The organism is Nostoc sp. (assembly GCF_036917395.1).
Classification (GTDB): domain Bacteria; phylum Cyanobacteriota; class Cyanobacteriia; order Cyanobacteriales; family Nostocaceae; genus Nostoc.
In genome coordinates, this window is the sequence record NZ_JBALDI010000077.1 from 193,132 (window position 1) to 212,046 (window position 18,915).

Here is an 18,915-nt window from a genome sequence, read left to right on the forward strand (position 1 = left end):
CGATGGAATTATATCGTAGGGGCGCACAGCTGAACTACCAAAGCGCGTATTGCATTCAAAGGAAAACTGCTGTAATAGCAACCCGTCGCCTAATCAGAACACGAGTTCGTATACATTAGTTAATGGACTGCAACAATCGGAGGCTGAGATGGTAGAAGGGTCAGAACAAAAACGGGTGGTAGTTGTAGGTGCAGGTTGGGCTGGTTTAGGAGCAACCTACCATTTGGCAAAACAAGGCTATGATGTGACCCTTCTAGAAGCAGGCCCCTATCCCGGTGGATTGGTGGCAGGTTGGCAAACAGCCGCCGGAAAATCTGTTGAAGCTGGCATTCATGGCTTTTGGTATCCTTACAAAAATATTTTTTCCCTAATCAATGAATTAGAAATTAATCCTTTTACTACTTGGACCCGTTCTTCGCAATATTCGCCAGCAGGTTTGGAAGTTGAATCACCGATTTTTCAAAACTTACCGCGACTCCCCTCCCCACTAGGAACTTTTCTCTACACTCAGTTTAAACGGCTGCCACTAATTGACCGCCTTAGCGCCCTGCCTTTACTTTATGCTGTTGTTGATTTTGACAATTCTGATGATGCTTGGCGGCGCTATGATTTTGTAACTGCCCGTGAATTGTTCAAAGACTTTAACGTTTCTTTCCGACTTTACCGCGAGGCTTTTGAACCAATGTTATTAGTGGGCTTGTTTGCCCCTGGTGAACAATGTTCAGCCGCAGCAACTTTAGGGATGCTTTACTTTTTTATTCTGGCTCATCAACCGGATTTTGATGTGGTTTGGTGTCGGGGAACTGTCGGGGAAAAGATATTTCGCCCTTGGGTGGAACGGATTGAAAAAGCTGGTGTGCGAGTGTTACCTAAGCGCCGAGTTACAGACTTAATTGTTGATAGTAATCATCGAACAAAGGGTGTAGTCTGCGGTGATGAAGTTTTTGAAGCAGATGCCGTGATTTTTGCGGTTGGGATCACGGGTATGAAGAAAATTGTCTCAACTAGTCCTAGTTTACAAAGCCGTGAAGAATTCCGTAATTTGAGCAATTTGGGAGCGATTGATGTTTTAGCAATACGACTATGGTTTGACCGCAAAATTGATATTCCTCGTCCTTCTAATGCTTGCTTTGGATTCGATGCAACTACAGGTTGGACATTTTTTGATTTGAATGCTTTACATGATGAATATCAGGATGAGCCGGGAACAGTGATTGAAGCTGATTTTTATCATGCTAATCAGTTTCTCAGTTTGAGCGATGAGGAGATTTTACCAATAGTTCAGGGTTATTTAGCAACTTGTGTGCCAGCGTTTCGGGAGGCAAAGATCATTGATAGCAGTGTAATTCGGCTACCTCAGGCGGTGACTCACTTTGCACCTGGTAGCTATCGTCATATGTTGCCCGCTAAGACAAGTTTTGAGAATGTGTTTATGAGTGGGGATTGGATTGTGAACCGTCATGGTTCCTGGTCACAGGAAAAAGCTTATGTTACTGGTTTGGAGGCGGCGAATTTGGTGGTGTCTTATTTGGGACAAGGCCAGCCATCTGAGATTTTAGCTGTAGAAGAGGATGAAGTGCATATACAAGTGGGGCGATCGCTCAACCAAACTTTGCGTGACTTGGGCAAATCTATCCTACCTGACTTTTGGTTGCCGTAATCTTTAGGGGCGCGAAGAGTGAATCATTAATTGTAATCTAAATTCGGTAAGCTAAAGAAAGCTATTGCGATACCATCCTTATAATGTAAATCAAATCACATAAGCTTATGGAGCCAGACTCTTTACAAACCGAAGTGATTCTGACGCACCCGCGTGAGTCCCTCGGTAGAGTGCAACTTGATTGGACACCCCAACCCGGAAACTATCTCGATTTTCAAGGTAAAACCTATGCAGTTTTAGAGCGCCGCCATCGATACCAACTTAAAGCTGGGCGATACCGTTTGCATAATATTGCCATTTACGTGCAGTCGGCTAAACGACCATCTGAAAAAAGTTTGATTGAGGGACGTTGGGTAATTGGTGATGCCACCTGCTGCTACAATGCTCATTCAGAAATTATTCGCTGTGCAGTCAACCCAGATGGCCCTTGCAAATCTTGTCGCTTTTATGAAAACTTAGGAGTCATTTAATTTTAGATTTTAGATTTTAGATTTTAGATTTTAGATTTTTTTAATCCAAAATCCAAGTTGCGCTTCTAGTGCATCAAAGGTGCAACCTAAAATCTAAAATTGGCAACCCCTCAACTCCCCGCACCAAAAACTTCTCCCACAGTTAAGCGGGTACCATTAACAAAATCCCATCCCGACTGGGGACGTTTACCAGCTAGCTGAACCTCTCGCAACAGCAACAGACCTTCCCCAGTTTGGACGATCGCCCCAATTCCTTTGGCAATGCTGACTACCTCTCCCGGTCTGTCTGATATATTTGACAAATCAGGCAATTTATGAATTAATTCTTGTAATTCTGGTGGTAGCTCGCGATCGCTTACAGAAGCAAGGGGAGCAGAAGCGGTGATTTTTAACGGGTTGTTACGAAAGCTAGCGGTGCAGTTAGGGTAAAAGCCTTTGATTTGATTGTGTAATTGGATAGCGCTTTTTGACCAATTCAAACCATAATCTTGTTTTTGAATCAGAGGCGCATAAGTAGCTGCTAAATTATCTTGGGCAATTGGTTGAATTTCCTGACGTTCCAACTTCAACAGAGTTTCCACCAACAGATCCCCACCGATTGCAGCTAGTCTTTCGGCTAAATCTTGGGCATTATCCAGTAATCCGATCGGTGTAGTGGCTATTTGTAGGATTGCCCCAGTATCCATCCCCACATCCATTAACATAGTTGTGATCCCCGTTTCCCTTTCACCGTTATACAAACACCACTGAATCGGCGCTGCACCGCGATATTTGGGTAAAATCGAGCCGTGCACATTAATGCAGCCCAACTTTGGTATATTTAGAATTTTTGACGATAATATCTGTCCGTATGCAACAACAACAAACACATCTGCGTCTAATTGTTTGAGTTGGGTTAAAGTTTCAGTGTCTTTTTTCACCCGTTCGGGTTGCCATACTGGTAAGTTGTGAGCAGTAGCGATCGCTTTTACAGGTGTTGGCGTAAGCTTATTTCCGCGTTCCCGGCGTTTATCTGGTTGGGTGACAACTGCCAACAAGTCAAATTCTGAATGATTCAATAACTTTTCCAACGTGGGTACAGCAAACTCTGGTGTACCAAAGAATACAATTTTCATTAATAATTTAGTTGTTAATCGTTAACCATTAGTTAATGGTAAATAATATCGGCTGTTTGGTGATAGAATATTTTCGTATTGGTGAAACCAAAGGCTGCAAGATTTAACTTAATAGTTAAGTTGACAAGTGTAACAGCTAGTATAAACTGCATCTGCCTTTAGTAAGCCTCATCGTTTAGTGGTGTATCGTCACGAGCCGCTAGAGCATCTACCGAGTAAATTTTCTTGTGTTCCCGATTATTTTTCTCAAATTGGCGTTAAATACAGTTGAGTTTCTAAAAAATTATTGCTTGTTTTAGCTATTTTTGTAGTTGAGATTGCAATTTATAACTTTGGGTTGCTGACAGCAGTATTTTCTGAGTATGATGTATTATGCATCGGCTTTCCCAGGTTTTCTACGTAACGCCTCATGTTTATCATTATCAGGGTTTGCGCTGTTATATTTAGTGTGTAACCTGGCTTGTTTGCTGCGTAATAGCGATCGCTATTATGATCCCCAATAGCCGAGTTATCTCATTCTTAATTGCCAGCGTCATCGCCTAAACTATACCCGGAATATCGCTTAACCAATATCTGTTTTTGGTGTGGTTTGGTATAGGAACTGCAACACTCTATATCGTGTAGTAATTACTGAGTTTTCAGCATATTTACTATACTCATATGTTTTTGCCAAAAAAACTACTACCTGAGTAAAAAAGGTGTAAACAATGATACTTAATTTTTGTAAAACTCTCTAAACTTTGAAGAAAATATTTCGTCAAAGCTTTTAGTTTCTTGTTATACATATAATTACCGCCTGCCCCATTGCTGCATAGGTATTGCTTCTCACATAGCAACCGCCCCTCTAGAGAGTCTACAAATGCTTAAACCCCTTTTGCTATCAGGATGGTTCCGCGTACAACCATTTCTGAATTACGTTGTCGTTGTAATACTGATTGCACCTTTGCTAGCGGCATCAGGTAACTCGACCCCAGTCAGATCCGAAGTAGCTAAACTAACACAGATAACTGGAAATTCTGATTCTGTGTCAAAGAAAATAGCTTTAGTTGGGGAACCTGATATAGCTAAAATATTAAAAACAGATCAAATCAACTCTTTAACAAAAGAATTTGACTCTGTGCCAACGCAAAGTACTGCTGTTCAGGAACTGCAAGTATTACCAGCGGATAAAATTGAGTCTCTGGCTCAAGTAGATAGTTCTGTATCAAACAGTGATTTAACTGTTCCTGATAGTTTGGCAGCAATTGAACTCGCACCATTAACAGATGTTCCTGTTAGTCAACTTAATTTAATCCGAAAACTCAAAGCTGCTAATGTCAAGTCTTTGAAAGGAAAAGAAAATTCTCTTTCTAGAGGAAAGTCTTTTACTGAATCATTGACAGCAACTCAAGTTGCACCAACTCTTAGAGCACAACCAAGCACAACGACGGAAATACCTGTTGTTGAACCAGTTGAGGAGTCCCAAGCAGAACAAATAGATCCCATAGGTAGTCCTCATCCTATTCCTTGGAAATGGATTACAACTACTCAAGAGGCAATTAGTTCTAAAGGTGGTTCGGGAGTGCGTCACTACCGCAGCGTACCCGTGGTTTCTCCAGATGGTAAATATGCTGTTTATAGCCGGGTACAACTGGAGGTAAAACCCCAAATGTACAACAGCCGTGTTACCAGCGTTCTGTTTGTCCAAGATATGCAAACTAAGAAGTTGTGGGTGATGGCTTCAACTACTCCTGTTAGTGATCCTTTATTAAAGGTAAAAACTGTAAAGGCGGCGTCGTCAGAAGAAAGTGATCCGAATGGTCAAATTGGGGTATTAGTTCCAGTTAGTTGGTCGGAAAAAGGCGATCGCTTCTTAGCACGCAAGTTTGAAGGTATATTTAACGCAGGTGATTCCACAGATAGTGCAGTGATTTGGGATCGGCAAAAAAATCACGCTAATACGGTTTCTCCTGTTAATCAGGAAGAACATGAAAAAATTGCAGTATTGTTAGGTTGGAGTAAAAGCCAACCGGATCATGTGCTATTTCGGGCGGGGGAATTGGGCGAGGAAAACTGGCCATTAATGCAAGTTGGTAATGATGGTAAAACTGTGACTACAACAAACGATGATCAGCCGATTACTTTTGGTAAAAAGGTTACAGAAATTTGGGCAGGACCACAAGTGGCCTACCGATAGTTTATAAAAAATCTTATATCCTCCTGTTGTCGTCACTACTGACAACGGGAGTTTTTTTAAGAGGAGAAATACTAATAGTTTATTTACACAAAAAGTAGGAGGATTTTTAGTTCTTTGACTCCCCCTTTGACAGAGGAAAATATCAACAAAACCACATACCTTGGTAAAAAATATTTATCGCTTTCAAAACTATCAAAAACAGTCAATAAATCTTGGTTAAGGAAAGAAAATAATTTTGTAAGATTCTTCACACATAGAATTTAAGGCAAGTAGATAATATGGCTGATGAGAATTACGAAGAAAAATATACTCACCCGGAACTGCGTCGCCAACTCAAGGAAGAAATTCTGAAATCCGATAAAGGTGGTAAGCCTGGTCAGTGGTCTGCGCGAAAAAGTCAGCTTTTAGTGCGGGAATATGAGAAACAAGGTGGAGACTACAAGCAAGCGGAAAAAGACGAAGCAGCGAAATCACTGGAAGAATGGTCTGAGGAAGATTGGCAGACTGAAGAACGTGAAGACCGCGCCCGTGAGGGCAAAGTCACTAAGCGCTACTTGCCTTCCTCGGTGTGGGATAAGTTGAGCGACAAAGAAAAACAAGAAGCAGAGGAAACAAAGGAACAAGCTTCTAAAGAAGGTAAGCAACACGTCGAATGGACTCCAGCTATCAAGCGAGCTATCCATGAGGTTAAAGATGGGTCTGAGCCGTCAAAGCGGGAGTTATATGAGCAAGCGAAAGCGCTGAATATTGAAGGTCGCAGCAAAATGAGCAAAGACGAACTGCTCAAAGCAATTCATCATGTTCAAAGCTGAGGCTTTCGCACTCAATTAGTTGAAACTAATTTTTGTGTCTAAGTATACTTATATACAATACTAGGTTACCTAACTTATATCACTTGGAATCGCTTTTTTGTAAATACTTTTAATCCCAAAGTTGGGATAATTCGTTGCAATTAAAGATAATTTAACTAGATCATAAAGACTTATCACCCCTTTCCCACTCAGGTATGGCACCTTTGACCCGGCGGATGGGCAAATTAGCAATTAAAGCTGTGGTTCGTTGGTTGCTTTCTAAAGAAAACTCTAAGCCTTCTGTCTCAACTTCGACATAGCGACAGACTACATCTAAGATTTCTTGCCGCATTTTTTCCAACGTTTGAGGGTCTATGTCAGCGCGATCGTGAGCAATCACCAATTGCAGGCGACGTTTAACTTGAGTTCGACTGCTATCAGGACCGCGAAAAAAAAGTCGTTCTAGAAGTTCAATCATTACGAATAGGTCTGGCGTGGAGACTGGAAAAGTAAGTTAAACAATCTTTGTCCACAACAACCTTCGTAGGCGGGCGAAGATGCTGTCTTGGGACGAGTCGATCTCCATAAATTGGACACTTTCCCCTTCCAATCTACGAGCAATGTTCTCAAAGGCTGTAGCAGCTAAAGAGGGATTTTCCGCTAACACTAAGGGTTCGCCGCGATTGGTAGATACAATAACACGCTCGTCGTCAGGGATTACCCCGATCAGGGGAATGGCGAGAAGTTCCTGAACATCTTGCACTGACATCATATCATTTGCCTGCACCATTGCGGGTCTGATGCGGTTAATTATTAAATGAACACGCTTGATACCTTGTGCTTCTAATAACCCCACTACCCGGTCGGCATCACGAACTGAGGAAATTTCTGGTGTGCTGACAACTAGCGCTTCTTTTGCCGGACCGATCGCATTTTTAAACCCATTTTCAATGCCGGCGGGGCTATCAATAATCACGTACTGATACTTTTGCGCTAAGGCATTCACCAGTAACTTCATCTGTTCAGGTGTGACTGCATCTTTAGAGCGATTTTGGGCTGCCGGCAGGAGTACGAGATTGGGTTGGCGCTTATCTTTCACCAAGGCTTGTTCTAAGCGGCACTCTCTGGCCAAGACTTCCACCGCAGTATAAACGATGCGATTTTCCAGCCCTAGCAGCAAATCCAAATTTCTCAAACCAAAATCCGCATCAACCAAAGCAACTTGACGCCCCATTTTGGCTAAAGCCATGCCCAGATTTGCTGAAACTGTGGTTTTACCCACTCCTCCTTTACCGGAGGTAATCACTATAATGCGAGTCATGATAGAAATGCGGTCAATGAGGGTTCAGGAAATATAAAACTGTAAATTGCAGTATAAAGTATGAAGTATCATATCAGGTATGAAGAAATATCTGGTCACCGTGATTCGGGCGAGGGATGAATATTTTTTTATTGCGATATCTGGCGACAAGCCACTTTGCGTCTAGACTCGGTTGTGTGCAATACACTTCGCTAGGACAAAGGGATTAGAGTAGTGTATTCCATCTACATGAAAACCGCTATATTTCATCCTTCATATTCTTCATTCTTTAAGTAAATATTCAGGGCTACTGATTAAATCTTAGTAAATTGGTTTCTAGAAAAATCACTAGCCCTAGCGATGCGAATCCCTTGGGGCATAATATGTGCCACTTCTGGAGAAAATTGCATGGGTAATTTTTCTGGTGCCCTAGCTACAGCATCTGCGATCCGCAATTGGGTAGGTTCCATTTGCAAAGCCATAATCAGACACTCACGATTGCCTCCGGCCCCAGCATGAGCAATTCCACGTAGACGACCCCAGATGATAATATCTCCATCTGCAATTACAATACCACCTGGATTTACATCTCCCAAGATAATTACTGTACCAGGATGACGAATTTCTACTCCAGAGCGGACTGTTGTTTCTAGATAGAGAGCATCTGCCTGGGGTGTTGCTGTAGCTTTGGACTCTGAAACAAGAGTTGTTACGGGCTGTAGTTGTTCTACAGAATACCCAGATGTCACAGCAGCGATCGCAGTTTGCCGACGACTCGTCGAGACAGATATTAGCCGGAGTTGAACTTCACTCAAAGCCTCGGCTAGTTCTTGCAGTTGCCTGGTATCTACTAGGCGGTCTTGTGCCATTAGATGTACAGGTGTGTTAGATATACGGAAGCGATCGCCTGCATTCAAACGTTGCCTTATTTGTTGCCAAATATCAGACCAACTGAGTTCTGAGGTTGATCCTTGAGATTCCGGAGGCAAAATTAATAACAGCCGTCCCTCCTGACTTTTTAACTGGACTTGAGTATTATAATTTACACGATGCCCTGGTAATGCTAACTCATCGGGATTTAAATCAGTCAGGATAAAATCTGATCCCGCATCAGGATTTGACTCTACATCTGGGTTAGCAGGATTTGACTCTACATCCGCAAGGACAGTATTTGATTTTAAATAAAGGAGGACAGAATTTAACTCAGCATCCGGGAGGATAGAATCTGACTCTAAATCAGAAACAGTAGGATTTACCTCTACCTCAGAAAGGATAGAGTTTGGTTCTGCATCAGGAAGTGCAGAATTTGACTTTAGATTGGGAATCGCAGAATCAGAATTCATGCAGTACTAGCGAAAAGACAAGGGACAGTTTTAGCCAACAGATTTTGGATTTTCAATTTTGGATTTTGGATTAGTGTCACCCACAAAAGGTGAAAGCGCGTAGCAGGACGTTAATCTGACATGAACCAAAAGATCCTTTAATCTAAAATCTAAAATCTAAAATCTAAAATTGGCACGGTTAACCTCTGATAAACTATCCCCAAGGCATCAGCATCGCCGACGTTACCTGGAAACAGCACCACAGGCAAATTAGGAAACTGGGGATGATCGGATGGCGTTAAGACCATTGAACAACCAGCTAAAATTTGACCGAGTAAGCGGGCTGAAGTTAAGGCTAGTCCAGTACTCAAAACATCGTTTGAGGTAATACCACCCTTGCTGATTAAAAATCCTATATCAGATGGTAAACCCCGCACAATATCCATCAATAAACTTGAAACTTTTGCCCCAAACTCCAATCGGGTGTTGACATCTTTAAAACTCAGTTCCTGACGGCTAGTATAAACCACTGGTGTTTTGCCAGCGTCGTGTACCGCTCGTATACTTTCTTTGATTTCAGTTAGCAGTGCCGCAGATTCATCTGCCCCCTGATCAAGTAATCGTGCTACATTTACTTCTATTCCCACAGTTCCTTCTACTTGCAATAGCGCTGCTAATTGCTGAGTAGTCTTTTTTACATGCGAACCAACAATTACCGCACCTGGTTTGCCTTGGCGCACGTACTGCGCCATGTTTTCGGCGGCGATGGGTTGAGGTGGTAAAGCGGCTAAAGCTGTTAAAATACTGGCTGCACTGCGAAACAGAAAGCGTTTCCCTTGACTTGCTGCTGCTAATATGTCTACTGCAAAGCGGTTGAGATCAGCTTGAGTTTCACCATCGACGACAGCGCACTGATTACCACTCAGTTTTAACAAGCGTTCTAGATTACCAGCCCGAATATCGGCCAGGAGAAACCTTTCTACAGCCTCGGCACTAATTCGTCCTTGAGTCTTTTCTTCGACATACTTGGGTAAGTAACTGTGATGGTAGCTAAAGACTGAATCACGGGCAAATTCAGTTTCATGCACTGGGGTGGGTACACCAGCAATAATCAAGTAATGCACACTGTCGCGGGTAATGCGTCCGCCGTCAAAAAATGCAGGTACGAGAAAATGAGCATCAAAGGGGCCGAGTTCTTGTGCGATCGCATCAGTTTCAATGGGATAATGCCCTCGCAAAGTAGAATCAGAACGGCTGACAATCAGAAAATCGTCAATTCCTTCAGCATTCAAGGCGATTTTCAAGTTATGGCAAACTTCTTTGATCACAGATGCAGCTGATTCTGGGGTTAGTGATCTAGTGTTAGTCAGCACAAAGAAAATCGGCGAATCATCCTGCAACCCGCTACGTAAAGTGTCCACATCCCAGTGCATTAGCAGCAAGCAGCTGTGGACTGTTTGAGAACCTGTAGGGTCATCATCCAGGACAATTATTTTTGGTTTGTTGCTCATTTTAAGTCAACGGGACGATTGTTTTTTAGGAAAGTTCGGATTTGAAAAGTATTTTGCTAAACATCAAAAATTGCAACCTAACCCCCTACCCCCTTCCCTACTAGGGTTGGGGAGAGATTCAAAGCCTTTCTCCTCAAAAAAGAGAGGTCTGTCAGTATCATTTGTGACTTTTCAAACATCAATTCACCCTTTCTGCAATTTTCTGATTTCTGCTTGCACATCGATCGCAATTTGCAATGATTGATTTAACAGTTGAGCATATTCGCCTGCTTGACTACTAAGTTGTAAAGCTTGCAGACTGGCTAAATTATTGACAAATAACTCTTGATTATTAGCAAGCAATTTTTTATTATCTCGCAAAATTCGTTCCGTTTTCAAAGCGCGGACTAAATCTTCTCTAATTAGTTGCAGGGCGGCGGTTACTTGATCTCGATCATGGATACTGCTTTCTACGTTTCCTGATGCTGCCAATTGGTCATTAATATATATGGCACCAATCAGGTCATGATATTTATCAACTTCATCTAAAAGTATTGTCAGTCCTTGGGGACAGGTCAATTGCCGCCAGAGCGCTCGTCCAACTAATATCGGGATTGGCACTAGAATTAGTAAAAGAATTCCTAGTCGAATTGAAGATCCAATTGTCGGCAGAATAATAAACGCGTAAACAAAGCCAACAATTATTGGCGTTAGCGCCAGTGTCACCAGCATTTCATTGATCAAAAACCCTAATCGCTTCTTGCTATCTCGCAAAACAGAAGGTCTAAAAACGTCTTCTGGATCGAACCCAGTTAAACGTCTCAATTCCCCCTTACTAATTTCCAAGCCTATTAAGTCCGGCTGCACGGATTGATACTCCTTGAGGAAGCGCAAGTTGCGTATTCATTTTAATCGGGTTTGGCGTGGATGAATTTCTTGAGCCAGATCAACTTAGGATAAACGCCAACTCAGTGTAACTTGCACTTGTCCATCAGGCAAAGCTGACATTTGCCATGCACCATCTGGAAGTTCAGAGGCGATCGCATCCATCATTTTAGTGCCATAACCACCTTTTTTGCGTTCACAAGTAGTAGATTCTCCAATCGATCTATAGAAAAACTTTATGTTAACAAATGCGTCTGTTGAGCAGCGTCTGATGGTTGTAGAAGCGGCTATTGCGGAATTACAAAAGCAGTTGGCTGATTCCCAGTTGGCTAACTGGTTACAACAAATAACAGGTTCGTTTAAGGATGAGCCAGCTTTTGAAGAGGTTTTAGCCTATGGACAAGCTATTCGTCAGGCTGACTATCTAGTGGACGAAACTCAAGTTGACCTATGAGATATTTGATTTAGGTTATGATCCTTTATGCGGTCAGCACAAGTTAAGTATCTATTCTAATCGGCTTTAGCATGATGATTGTGGTTATATTCGGGAAACCAGTTTTCATCTAAAATTTGCTCTAAAGAACCAATCGGTATCAAGGGGAATATGTCAATGCAAAGTTGAGAGCGTAGTTTACCGCCGTAGGCATCGCTTGCTTCTGTCCTTGCGTCTTGATAACATTGATCAAATATTTCTAAAATGTAAGGTTTTAAGCTAGGACTATCTTTAAAAGCTTTTTTAATCTCTCTGCGAAAAGTCCTAATTTCCCCTTTCCAATGCCCTTAATTACGTTCTCGTTCCTCATCCCAACACTTGAGTTTTAGTAGATGTTCAAGAAGCTTAATTAATAAACTTTCAATTGCTCGCTTCTGGCTCCTGCCTATATCTTCCAACTCTTCAATTAAGTTATCTAAATCTACAGATGAAAACTGATTAGTGCGAAGTTAGTTGATGGTTGTCCTGAGCCAAAGGTAATAATCTTGGTCGTATAAAGTCTGAGTTGATGGTTGTATTTGGTTCACCATACACTTGTTAAACTCCGATAATTTGTATTAGACACAGTGTGTTTTGTACACCAATTGTGCTTCAGGTTGGGAATACTCATTGCCTCCAATTTCTCACCAATAGGACTTACGCAAAATATCTCTCAAACTCTCATTTCTCTGTGACCTCTGCGCCTCTGTGGTTCGATTTTCCGTTAGCTGTGCGTAAGTCCTGACCAAAATAAAAATACTCCCTGTGACACCATCATAATAAAGAAAGTTGAGTTGTTGGTTGATTATATAAGCGACTGGTCTGTGGGGAAATCTTCAGTTGGTGTTCCAGGTTGGGGTCGTAGCCTTGGGCTGCTAATGCTCCGTACTCAGTATCCATCACGCCAAGGTTATGAATTTCAGTTAGGGCGCAATACCAAAAATATTCCTTAAGTCTGAACTAAAGCTTACTGAAAGAATGAGGTTTTAATTTACCAAGTCACTGAGAATATACGAGATATCATTCATCAACCTCCAAATTTTCAGCCCTAGAAATCGATTATTAGTGAAGGGAAAAGATAGCTAAAACTAAAGCAACAAATATTCTTTCATTAATTGAAGTAGAAAAACAAGCCATAAGTTGCACGTAATTAGGGCATTAGGGACTGACAAAAAATAAATTATCCAAAATTATTTGTACATTTGTAGGGGATCTTGGCCTTGCGCCCCTACAATGGGATATTTTTTTAACTGGAAGTCCCTAAAAATTACCAAGCTATTCATCATGAGGTATAAAAATGACTGCTACAAATGATCAGCGTAAAATTCGTTATGCCGTTGTTGGTTTAGGTTGGTTTGCTCAAGAAGCCGCCTTGCCTTCCTTTGTCCACGCCGAAAACTCGGAATTAGTGGCACTGGTTTCAGATGACCCCACTAAAAGCGAAGAACTGAGCAAAAAGTATGGGATTAAGCATACTTACTCCTACGAGCAGTATGAGGACTGTTTGACAAGCGGTGAGGTTGATGCCGTTTATATTGCGCTGCCCAATCACTTGCATTGCGAGTACACTGTACGGGCTGCTAATCAGGCAATTCATGTGTTATGTGAAAAGCCAATGGCAACGACTGAAGAAGAGTGTGAGGCAATGATTAAAGCTGCCAATGACAACAATGTGAAGCTGATGATTGCCTACCGCTTACATTTAGAAGAAGCCAATTTACAAGCAGTCGAAATTGTCCGCTCAAAGCAAATTGGTGAACCACGGATTTTCAACTCGGTTTTTACTCAGCAAGTAGAAGAAGGCAATATTCGTTTACGAGATGCCACAGGTGGTGGCACGCTCTATGATATTGGCATCTACTGCATTAATGCTGCACGTTATCTATTGCAAGATGAACCAATTGAAGTATTTGCTGTAGCTGCCAATAAGGGAGAAGAACGCTTCAGCGAAGTGGAAGAAATGACTAGCGTCATCTTGCGTTTTCCCAATGAGCGATTGGCAACATTTACCTGTAGCTTTGGAGGGGCAAGTGTTTCGAGCTATCAGATTGTAGGTACTCAAGGCGATTTGCGAGTAGAATCTGCCTATGCTTGGCAGGGAGAACTGAAGCACTACCTAACAATTAATGGTGAAACCCAAGAGCGTACTTTTGAGGATCACGATCAACTAGCAGCTGAATTTATCTACTTCTCTGATTGTATTCTGCAAGATAAAAACCCAGAGCCATCTGGAACGGAGGGGTTGATTGATGTTTCGATTATTCAAGCGCTCTACAAGTCAATTGAGACGCGTCAACCTGTGCAGATCCAAACTCGCGATGCCTGCGGCGGTAAACTACGCCATCAACGTCCCACATCGGCTCAAACTATTCAACGTCCTCCTATTGAGGAGACGCCAGACCTGATTAATGCTGCTGCACCTTCTCAGGAGTCGTAAGTTAGGTTGAAGTATCCTTTGACCAAATAATATCAGCTTGGTGAGACAAGGGGCAAAATCCCCTTGTTCATCCGATTAATACAGTTCATGTTGTAGCGATCGCTCAACAAAAAAAGGCAGGTAAATCAATGGCGGATCAAGTACAATTATTGCCGACAATGATCTATTCAGCCCCGTGAACAACTAAATATAAAAACTTAAGGATAAAGACCTCTATCAGTCAACGCCTGCGCCACTCTACCTACCCCCAGTGTGTAAGCTGCTAACCTTAAAGGAATTTGCCGTACCAACGAATGCTGAATCACCCGGCGGTAAGCTTGCACCATCAAATACTCCATTTCGCGGTTGACGCGTTCCTCATCCCAAAATACATAGGAAAGACCCTGCACCCATTCCAAATAACAGTCCTTCAGAGATTGCCTCGTTAAGAGTCTCCGACTGGGAATGCCTAATGGGAGGCTCTGCCTCAAGACTTGCGGCAGAGCCGCAATGAAAGAGCATTTCCAGCCAGAGGCTCTTAACGAGATTTTAAAGGAGTTTTTGCTTAAGTTGACACCAATGTGCCATGCCCCCACCAACGTATTTGTATCATTATTAAAATGAAATGGTATGAGACGCCCATCCCACAAGAAATAGTTGGATATTTTTTACTTAGAAATCCCTTACCGTTGGTAACAGCAGCCTGAGTATTTGCAGTAAATGCTTAAGCGTTAATAACAAAAAATTGATTATTTCTTACAAATGCTTCAACGTTGGTAACAGCAACTTGACTATTTGCAGCAAACGCTTATACACGAGCAACAAATGCTTAATTAAAACTTATAATAGCTTCAGTGTTTGCAGCAAACGCTTATATATGAGCAATAAATGCTTAATTAAAACTTATAATAGCTTCAGTGTTTGCAGCAAACGTTTATACATAAATAAATACTTAATTAAAACTTATATATAATGTTGCTTAAACAGTTAAACCCACAAGTTTTTACCTTGCTAGCGCGATCGCAGCATTCTGTCCCCCAAAGCCAAAACTCAAACATAATACTTGCCTAACTTTACTTAGACGGGCTGCTGTAACCACATCTAAATCAAATTCTGGCTGCTGCAATCCTAGATTAGGTGGTAAAATTTGATGCTTTAATGCCATGAGAGAAAAAGCTACACCCAAGGCTCCAGATGCTCCTAGTGTATGACCTGAGCTTCCCTTGGTGGAACTAACTGCCACGCCTTGGGGAAACAAACCCTGGATTACCATGCTCTCTATCCGGTCATTTAGCTGGGTAGCTGTGCCATGAGCATGAATATAATCAATATCGGCTGGTGAGAGACAACTACGTTCTAGACATTGTTTGATGGCAGCGATCGCATTTTTCCCTTGAGGTTCTGGTGAATTGGTATGATATGCGTCGTTAGTTAAACCAAAACCGAGAATTTCACCATACACTTTTGCTTGACGCTGTTTTGCGAACTCTGCTGATTCCAAGACAAACACAGCTGCACCTTCGCCCAAAACTAAGCCTTCCCGATGCAAATCAAAGGGATAAGCGCCAGTTTTCGCCAAAGCACCCATCTGCTGAAATCCAGCTAAAGTTAAACGTGTAATCGGCGCTTCCACTGCACCAGCTAGAGCCTGTTGACATTGCCCAGTTTGGATCAGCAAAGCTGCTTGGGCAATAGACCAAATTCCAGTTGCACAAGCTGCCATCGGTGCCAAAACTATCCCAGATGCACCGATTTGTCTTGCAGCTGCGATCGCATTCATGTGAGGTAATGTATCTAGCCAATTTCCAAAAGAGGACACGGCGAAGCCCGTGTCCTCATACATTTGCCGCGCCAGCATCTCCCAAGACGCTTGATAAGAGCGACTCGATCCAATGACTACAGCACAATCAGCTGCATGTGAAACTAACCCAGCATCTTGCAAAGCAGAAGCAACAACCATCTGAGTTAACATTGGCAATTCAGATGGTTGTTGAGCAATCAAACCTAGAGGAAGTGGTGTAATTTCTGGAAATGGTTGATGCAACCGAATTCCAGATTTACCTGCTAGCAAATTTCGCCAACTATCCTCTAAGCTTCCACCCAAGGCAGAAATTAAACCAATACCAGTTACACAAACCTTAACCAATTTGAATTTTGGGATGAGGAGGATGAGGGAGATATGGGGGATGAGGAAGCGTAATTATCAATCCATTTGTTCGGAAATTAGGTTTTGATTCTCGATTTATAACCCTTCGAGATTTAATTCGCGGATATGTCTAATAAACTTCCTCATCTCCCCCATCTCGCCCATCTCCCCTGTTCCTTTTACTGCCCTGGTGTTTTCAGATTTTCAGCACCTTGGGTGACTTTAGCGGATTCAATGCGATCGCCTTGCTGAATTTTGTTCACTACATCGAAGCCTTGAGTGACATTGCCAAACACGGCGTAGTTACCATCCAAGAAGGCCAAATCTGCTAAAGCAAAGTAAAACTGGGCAGAAGCAGAGTCTGGTGGTTGCGATCGCGCCATTGCTACTGCACCTTGCTTATGGGGCAATACGACAGGTTGAGCACTAGCATCAAATGGTTTATTGTAAATCGGAGTATCTGAACCTTTTGATTTAACTTCTAAAGGTATATAGCGAGCATTTCCCGTTTTTGGGTCAATATAGCTACCGGTTCCCAGTCTATTTGCTGGAATTTTCGGGTCTTTGCTTTGGGGATCGCCCCCTTGAACTACAAACGGTTGGGGTTCGCGCACAACTCGATGGAAAGCTAAACCATCGTAAACACCCTTTTGCACTAAATCTACGAAGTTGCCAGCTGTAATGGGGGCATCAGTGCCGTCTACTTCGATAGTAATCGGCGAACCTTTAACCGTGAGCACTACAGTAGCCTTGCCTTCGAGCCTTGGTAAATCTGTGATTCCAGGAATACTCTCACTAATAGTTTGAGATACAGATGTTGCTTCAGTAGTCGTCTTGGTGCTTGCCTGGCTTGTAGCCGAGGTAGGTGTCGAGCTTGGAGAAGACGTATTAGAAGCGACTTGCTGTGTGGAACATCCTCCCAACATCAAAGCAGTGATAATCACAAGAGAAAGCAAAAATTGTGAAATTTTTAACCGCATTGCCTGTTACCGATTTAACCAGAGTATCTTATCGTTTCGAGGGGCATTGGTCATTAATCAATAATTCTTCTTCCCCTGCCTCCCCTACTCCTTCATCCCCACTCCCCACTCCCCACTCCCCTACAGCCCTTCTAGTGACACTCCCAAAAAGCGGGCTAACTTTGCGCCTTCTGTTTCCAACTCTGTTAAAGATAACGGTTGTCCAACTCGTGTTAAGGGTATATCTCGCCGGCCCTTAATGCGTAGATAGAGGGCGCGAAGGGGATTAAGACCTTCTTTGACGGCTATTCGCACAGATTGCACATCTTCTATGCGGCTGTCAATCTCAATTCGGCGGTTTTTGCCAGGAAATCCCCAACGGAAGATTTTGATTGTGCCAGTTTCCTGATTAAATTCGTTGTAACCGCCACCTACATCTAATAAAATCACTAGCCACAAATATGTGGCTAATAGCAAGCCAGCAGTGCCATATAATCCCATCACCAATCCTTGGGGGACAAATACCAGTTTAGTTGGATCGGAAACTATGAGTAAATTAACTTTTAAATAACTGGATATCCCAGCCAATAAAAAGCCGCTGGCTCCCAAGGTAACGATAGTTGCCCAGGAGTAGTTACTGAAGCGACGAGAACCGAGAACATTTTGATGCAGGAGGCGATCGCCTTTGTTAATCGTTGTTGATGCCATCATTGAACTACCATTGCCCTTGAGATACTCGCTGTGACATACTCGTACACTGAATGCTTTTGCATAGAGTGGTGCCTCTCTGTGCCAATCCGGCTATTGCTTAGGAGGCACTGAGAGCTAGGTTTTAAGTCCACGGGATACTTTACCGCAGACTATGAATTTTTTACCTTGTATGCTACAAATTTTACTGTCCTAGATGATGCTGGCTTACTTGCACTATGGGACAAACCACTTAGGCTATTTGTATTAGTCAAGATGTGCCAACTTCCTTTCCCCTTGTCCAACGTTTCACATAGGTTTTCCAGAGGTGTATCAACGACCGGGGCGGCGAAGTAACCATCCACATTTTACCAAACATTGTTGACAAAAACTTAACTGCGCCCCTGCCTGTTCCTCCTACCCATATAATCCATATAATTTGTTAAGGCACGTTATATAATTTTTTCACTCAGTAGCTGAGAAAAATTCTTTCTCCCCTGCCCCCTGCTCCCCTGCCCCTTTTTGACCTCTTGGGAATGAGTTACCTACCTACGTCCATCTGCACTAAATTTTCTTACATTTCTGAGAAAACTTGTGTCAAATTGTAAAATTTCTGATATTCATATTATTTATAAGCTTCGCGTTTAATACCTAATTTGCTTCTGTCTATCAGGCAAAAACCCCGACTAGTGTGATAAGTTAAGAATCATTAAGTTACCACAAGCTAGATTACTAGCCGATGGTACGTGTAATGGCATAAAGAAAGAGAAATGCTGATTTCACTGATCAGCAAATTCTCAGAATCTCAGTAGCTTTGACGCTGTTGAGATTGTCAAAAAAAACGTTAATTCCTCACGCAGTCGGTTACATCGGCTCTCCGTACTGCTTTAGAAACGTTGCAATTTTAGTAAAAAAAGAGGATTTTAGTCCGATGACCATCGCAGTTGGACGCGCCCCTAGTAGAGGGTGGTTTGACGTTCTAGACGACTGGCTCAAGCGCGATCGCTTCGTATTCGTAGGTTGGTC

At 42.5% G+C, this 18,915-nt stretch carries 16 protein-coding genes and 2 pseudogenes; 6 read left to right on the plus strand and 12 right to left on the minus strand.

The annotated features are described in order from the left end of the window. Nucleotides 1–148 precede the first annotated feature (148 nt). On the plus strand, nt 149–1,660 hold the full coding sequence (locus tag V7K46_RS26415; protein ID WP_335118451.1) for a hydroxysqualene dehydroxylase: 1,512 nt from the start codon (nt 149–151) through the stop codon (nt 1,658–1,660). 107 nt (nt 1,661–1,767) lie between these two features. Beyond that, the gene (locus V7K46_RS26420; RefSeq protein WP_335118453.1) at nt 1,768–2,130 is read left to right on the plus strand and encodes a DUF6464 family protein; all 363 of its coding nucleotides are present in this window, start codon (nt 1,768–1,770) and stop codon (nt 2,128–2,130) included. 110 nt (nt 2,131–2,240) lie between these two features. Here V7K46_RS26420 and fmt read toward each other — a convergent pair whose 3' ends face one another. Further along, nucleotides 2,241–3,245: a methionyl-tRNA formyltransferase gene (gene fmt, locus V7K46_RS26425; protein WP_335118455.1), complete on the minus strand. Its 1,005-nt coding sequence runs from the start codon at nt 3,243–3,245 to the stop codon at nt 2,241–2,243. 859 nt (nt 3,246–4,104) lie between these two features. Here fmt and V7K46_RS26430 point away from each other — a divergent pair. Together V7K46_RS26430 and V7K46_RS26435 are read left to right on the plus strand one after the other, a co-directional pair. Further along, on the plus strand, nt 4,105–5,421 hold the full coding sequence (locus tag V7K46_RS26430; RefSeq protein ID WP_335118457.1) for a hypothetical protein: 1,317 nt from the start codon (nt 4,105–4,107) through the stop codon (nt 5,419–5,421). A gap of 278 nt (nt 5,422–5,699) precedes the next feature. Then, on the plus strand, nt 5,700–6,233 hold the full coding sequence (locus V7K46_RS26435) for a Rho termination factor N-terminal domain-containing protein (protein ID WP_335118460.1): 534 nt from the start codon (nt 5,700–5,702) through the stop codon (nt 6,231–6,233). A 160-nt stretch (nt 6,234–6,393) separates the two neighbouring features. Here V7K46_RS26435 and minE read toward each other — a convergent pair whose 3' ends face one another. The 5 genes from minE to V7K46_RS26460 all read right to left on the minus strand — a co-directional run bounded on the left by minE (nt 6,394) and on the right by V7K46_RS26460 (nt 11,191). Next, complete coding sequence (minE, locus tag V7K46_RS26440; protein ID WP_273768710.1) at nt 6,394–6,690, minus strand: cell division topological specificity factor MinE; 297 nt, start codon at nt 6,688–6,690, stop codon at nt 6,394–6,396. A gap of 36 nt (nt 6,691–6,726) precedes the next feature. Beyond that, a complete protein-coding gene (minD, locus tag V7K46_RS26445) occupies nt 6,727–7,533 on the minus strand; it encodes a septum site-determining protein MinD (RefSeq protein ID WP_273768711.1) in 807 nt (268 codons plus the stop codon). Nucleotides 7,534–7,826: 293 nt separating this feature from the next. Continuing rightward, on the minus strand, nt 7,827–8,855 hold the full coding sequence (gene minC / locus V7K46_RS26450) for a septum site-determining protein MinC (protein WP_335118462.1): 1,029 nt from the start codon (nt 8,853–8,855) through the stop codon (nt 7,827–7,829). A 149-nt stretch (nt 8,856–9,004) separates the two neighbouring features. Further along, entirely contained in the window at nt 9,005–10,345 is a 1,341-nt protein-coding gene (locus V7K46_RS26455; RefSeq protein WP_335118464.1) for a four-carbon acid sugar kinase family protein, read from the minus strand. Between the two features lie 183 nt (nt 10,346–10,528). Next, nucleotides 10,529–11,191 (minus strand): hypothetical protein, encoded by a 663-nt coding sequence (locus tag V7K46_RS26460; protein ID WP_335118466.1) that lies wholly within the window; start codon nt 11,189–11,191, stop codon nt 10,529–10,531. A gap of 256 nt (nt 11,192–11,447) precedes the next feature. Here V7K46_RS26460 and V7K46_RS26465 point away from each other — a divergent pair, with 256 nt between their 5' ends. Beyond that, nucleotides 11,448–11,663 (plus strand): hypothetical protein, encoded by a 216-nt coding sequence (locus tag V7K46_RS26465; protein WP_335118468.1) that lies wholly within the window; start codon nt 11,448–11,450, stop codon nt 11,661–11,663. A 56-nt stretch (nt 11,664–11,719) separates the two neighbouring features. Here V7K46_RS26465 and V7K46_RS26470 read toward each other — a convergent pair. Together V7K46_RS26470 and V7K46_RS26475 are read right to left on the minus strand one after the other, a co-directional pair. Next, nucleotides 11,720–12,232: pseudogene (locus tag V7K46_RS26470) on the minus strand (DUF29 domain-containing protein). Nucleotides 12,233–12,455: 223 nt separating this feature from the next. Next, nucleotides 12,456–12,581, minus strand: coding sequence for a hypothetical protein (locus tag V7K46_RS26475; protein WP_335118470.1), 126 nt, complete (start codon nt 12,579–12,581; stop codon nt 12,456–12,458). 397 nt (nt 12,582–12,978) lie between these two features. On the opposite strand from V7K46_RS26475, the gene V7K46_RS26480 reads away from it, so the two are divergent. Then, nucleotides 12,979–14,118 carry a Gfo/Idh/MocA family protein gene (locus V7K46_RS26480; protein ID WP_335118472.1) on the plus strand — a complete coding sequence of 380 codons (1,140 nt, stop codon included), beginning with the start codon at nt 12,979–12,981 and terminating at the stop codon, nt 14,116–14,118. Nucleotides 14,119–14,315: 197 nt separating this feature from the next. Here the strand turns inward: V7K46_RS26480 and V7K46_RS26485 are convergent. The 4 genes and pseudogenes from V7K46_RS26485 to V7K46_RS26500 all read right to left on the minus strand — a co-directional run. Next, a pseudogene (locus V7K46_RS26485) lies at nt 14,316–14,519 on the minus strand (glutamate dehydrogenase); the annotation flags it as partial. A gap of 581 nt (nt 14,520–15,100) precedes the next feature. Beyond that, nucleotides 15,101–16,243: a beta-ketoacyl-ACP synthase gene (locus tag V7K46_RS26490; RefSeq protein ID WP_335118474.1), complete on the minus strand. Its 1,143-nt coding sequence runs from the start codon at nt 16,241–16,243 to the stop codon at nt 15,101–15,103. Between the two features lie 179 nt (nt 16,244–16,422). Then, entirely contained in the window at nt 16,423–17,223 is an 801-nt protein-coding gene (locus tag V7K46_RS26495) for a peptidylprolyl isomerase (RefSeq protein ID WP_335118477.1), read from the minus strand. 120 nt (nt 17,224–17,343) lie between these two features. Further along, nucleotides 17,344–17,913, minus strand: a complete 570-nt coding sequence (locus V7K46_RS26500; protein ID WP_335118479.1) for a photosystem I assembly protein Ycf4 — start codon at nt 17,911–17,913, stop codon at nt 17,344–17,346. Between the last annotated feature and the right edge of the window lie 1,002 nt (nt 17,914–18,915).

Coding starts and splice junctions, on each gene's coding strand:
- V7K46_RS26415 (WP_335118451.1), top strand. CDS start 149: ATGGTAGAAGGGTCAGAACAAAAACGGGTGGTAGTTGTAGGTGCAGGT.
- V7K46_RS26500 (WP_335118479.1), bottom strand. CDS start 17,913: ATGATGGCATCAACAACGATTAACAAAGGCGATCGCCTCCTGCATCAA.
- minD (WP_273768711.1), bottom strand. CDS start 7,533: ATGACTCGCATTATAGTGATTACCTCCGGTAAAGGAGGAGTGGGTAAA.
- minE (WP_273768710.1), bottom strand. CDS start 6,690: ATGATTGAACTTCTAGAACGACTTTTTTTTCGCGGTCCTGATAGCAGT.
- V7K46_RS26480 (WP_335118472.1), top strand. CDS start 12,979: ATGACTGCTACAAATGATCAGCGTAAAATTCGTTATGCCGTTGTTGGT.
- V7K46_RS26430 (WP_335118457.1), top strand. CDS start 4,105: ATGCTTAAACCCCTTTTGCTATCAGGATGGTTCCGCGTACAACCATTT.
- V7K46_RS26475 (WP_335118470.1), bottom strand. CDS start 12,581: ATGGATACTGAGTACGGAGCATTAGCAGCCCAAGGCTACGACCCCAAC.
- minC (WP_335118462.1), bottom strand. CDS start 8,855: ATGAATTCTGATTCTGCGATTCCCAATCTAAAGTCAAATTCTGCACTT.
- V7K46_RS26495 (WP_335118477.1), bottom strand. CDS start 17,223: ATGCGGTTAAAAATTTCACAATTTTTGCTTTCTCTTGTGATTATCACT.
- fmt (WP_335118455.1), bottom strand. CDS start 3,245: ATGAAAATTGTATTCTTTGGTACACCAGAGTTTGCTGTACCCACGTTG.
- V7K46_RS26420 (WP_335118453.1), top strand. CDS start 1,768: ATGGAGCCAGACTCTTTACAAACCGAAGTGATTCTGACGCACCCGCGT.
- V7K46_RS26455 (WP_335118464.1), bottom strand. CDS start 10,345: ATGAGCAACAAACCAAAAATAATTGTCCTGGATGATGACCCTACAGGT.
- V7K46_RS26435 (WP_335118460.1), top strand. CDS start 5,700: ATGGCTGATGAGAATTACGAAGAAAAATATACTCACCCGGAACTGCGT.
- V7K46_RS26465 (WP_335118468.1), top strand. CDS start 11,448: ATGTTAACAAATGCGTCTGTTGAGCAGCGTCTGATGGTTGTAGAAGCG.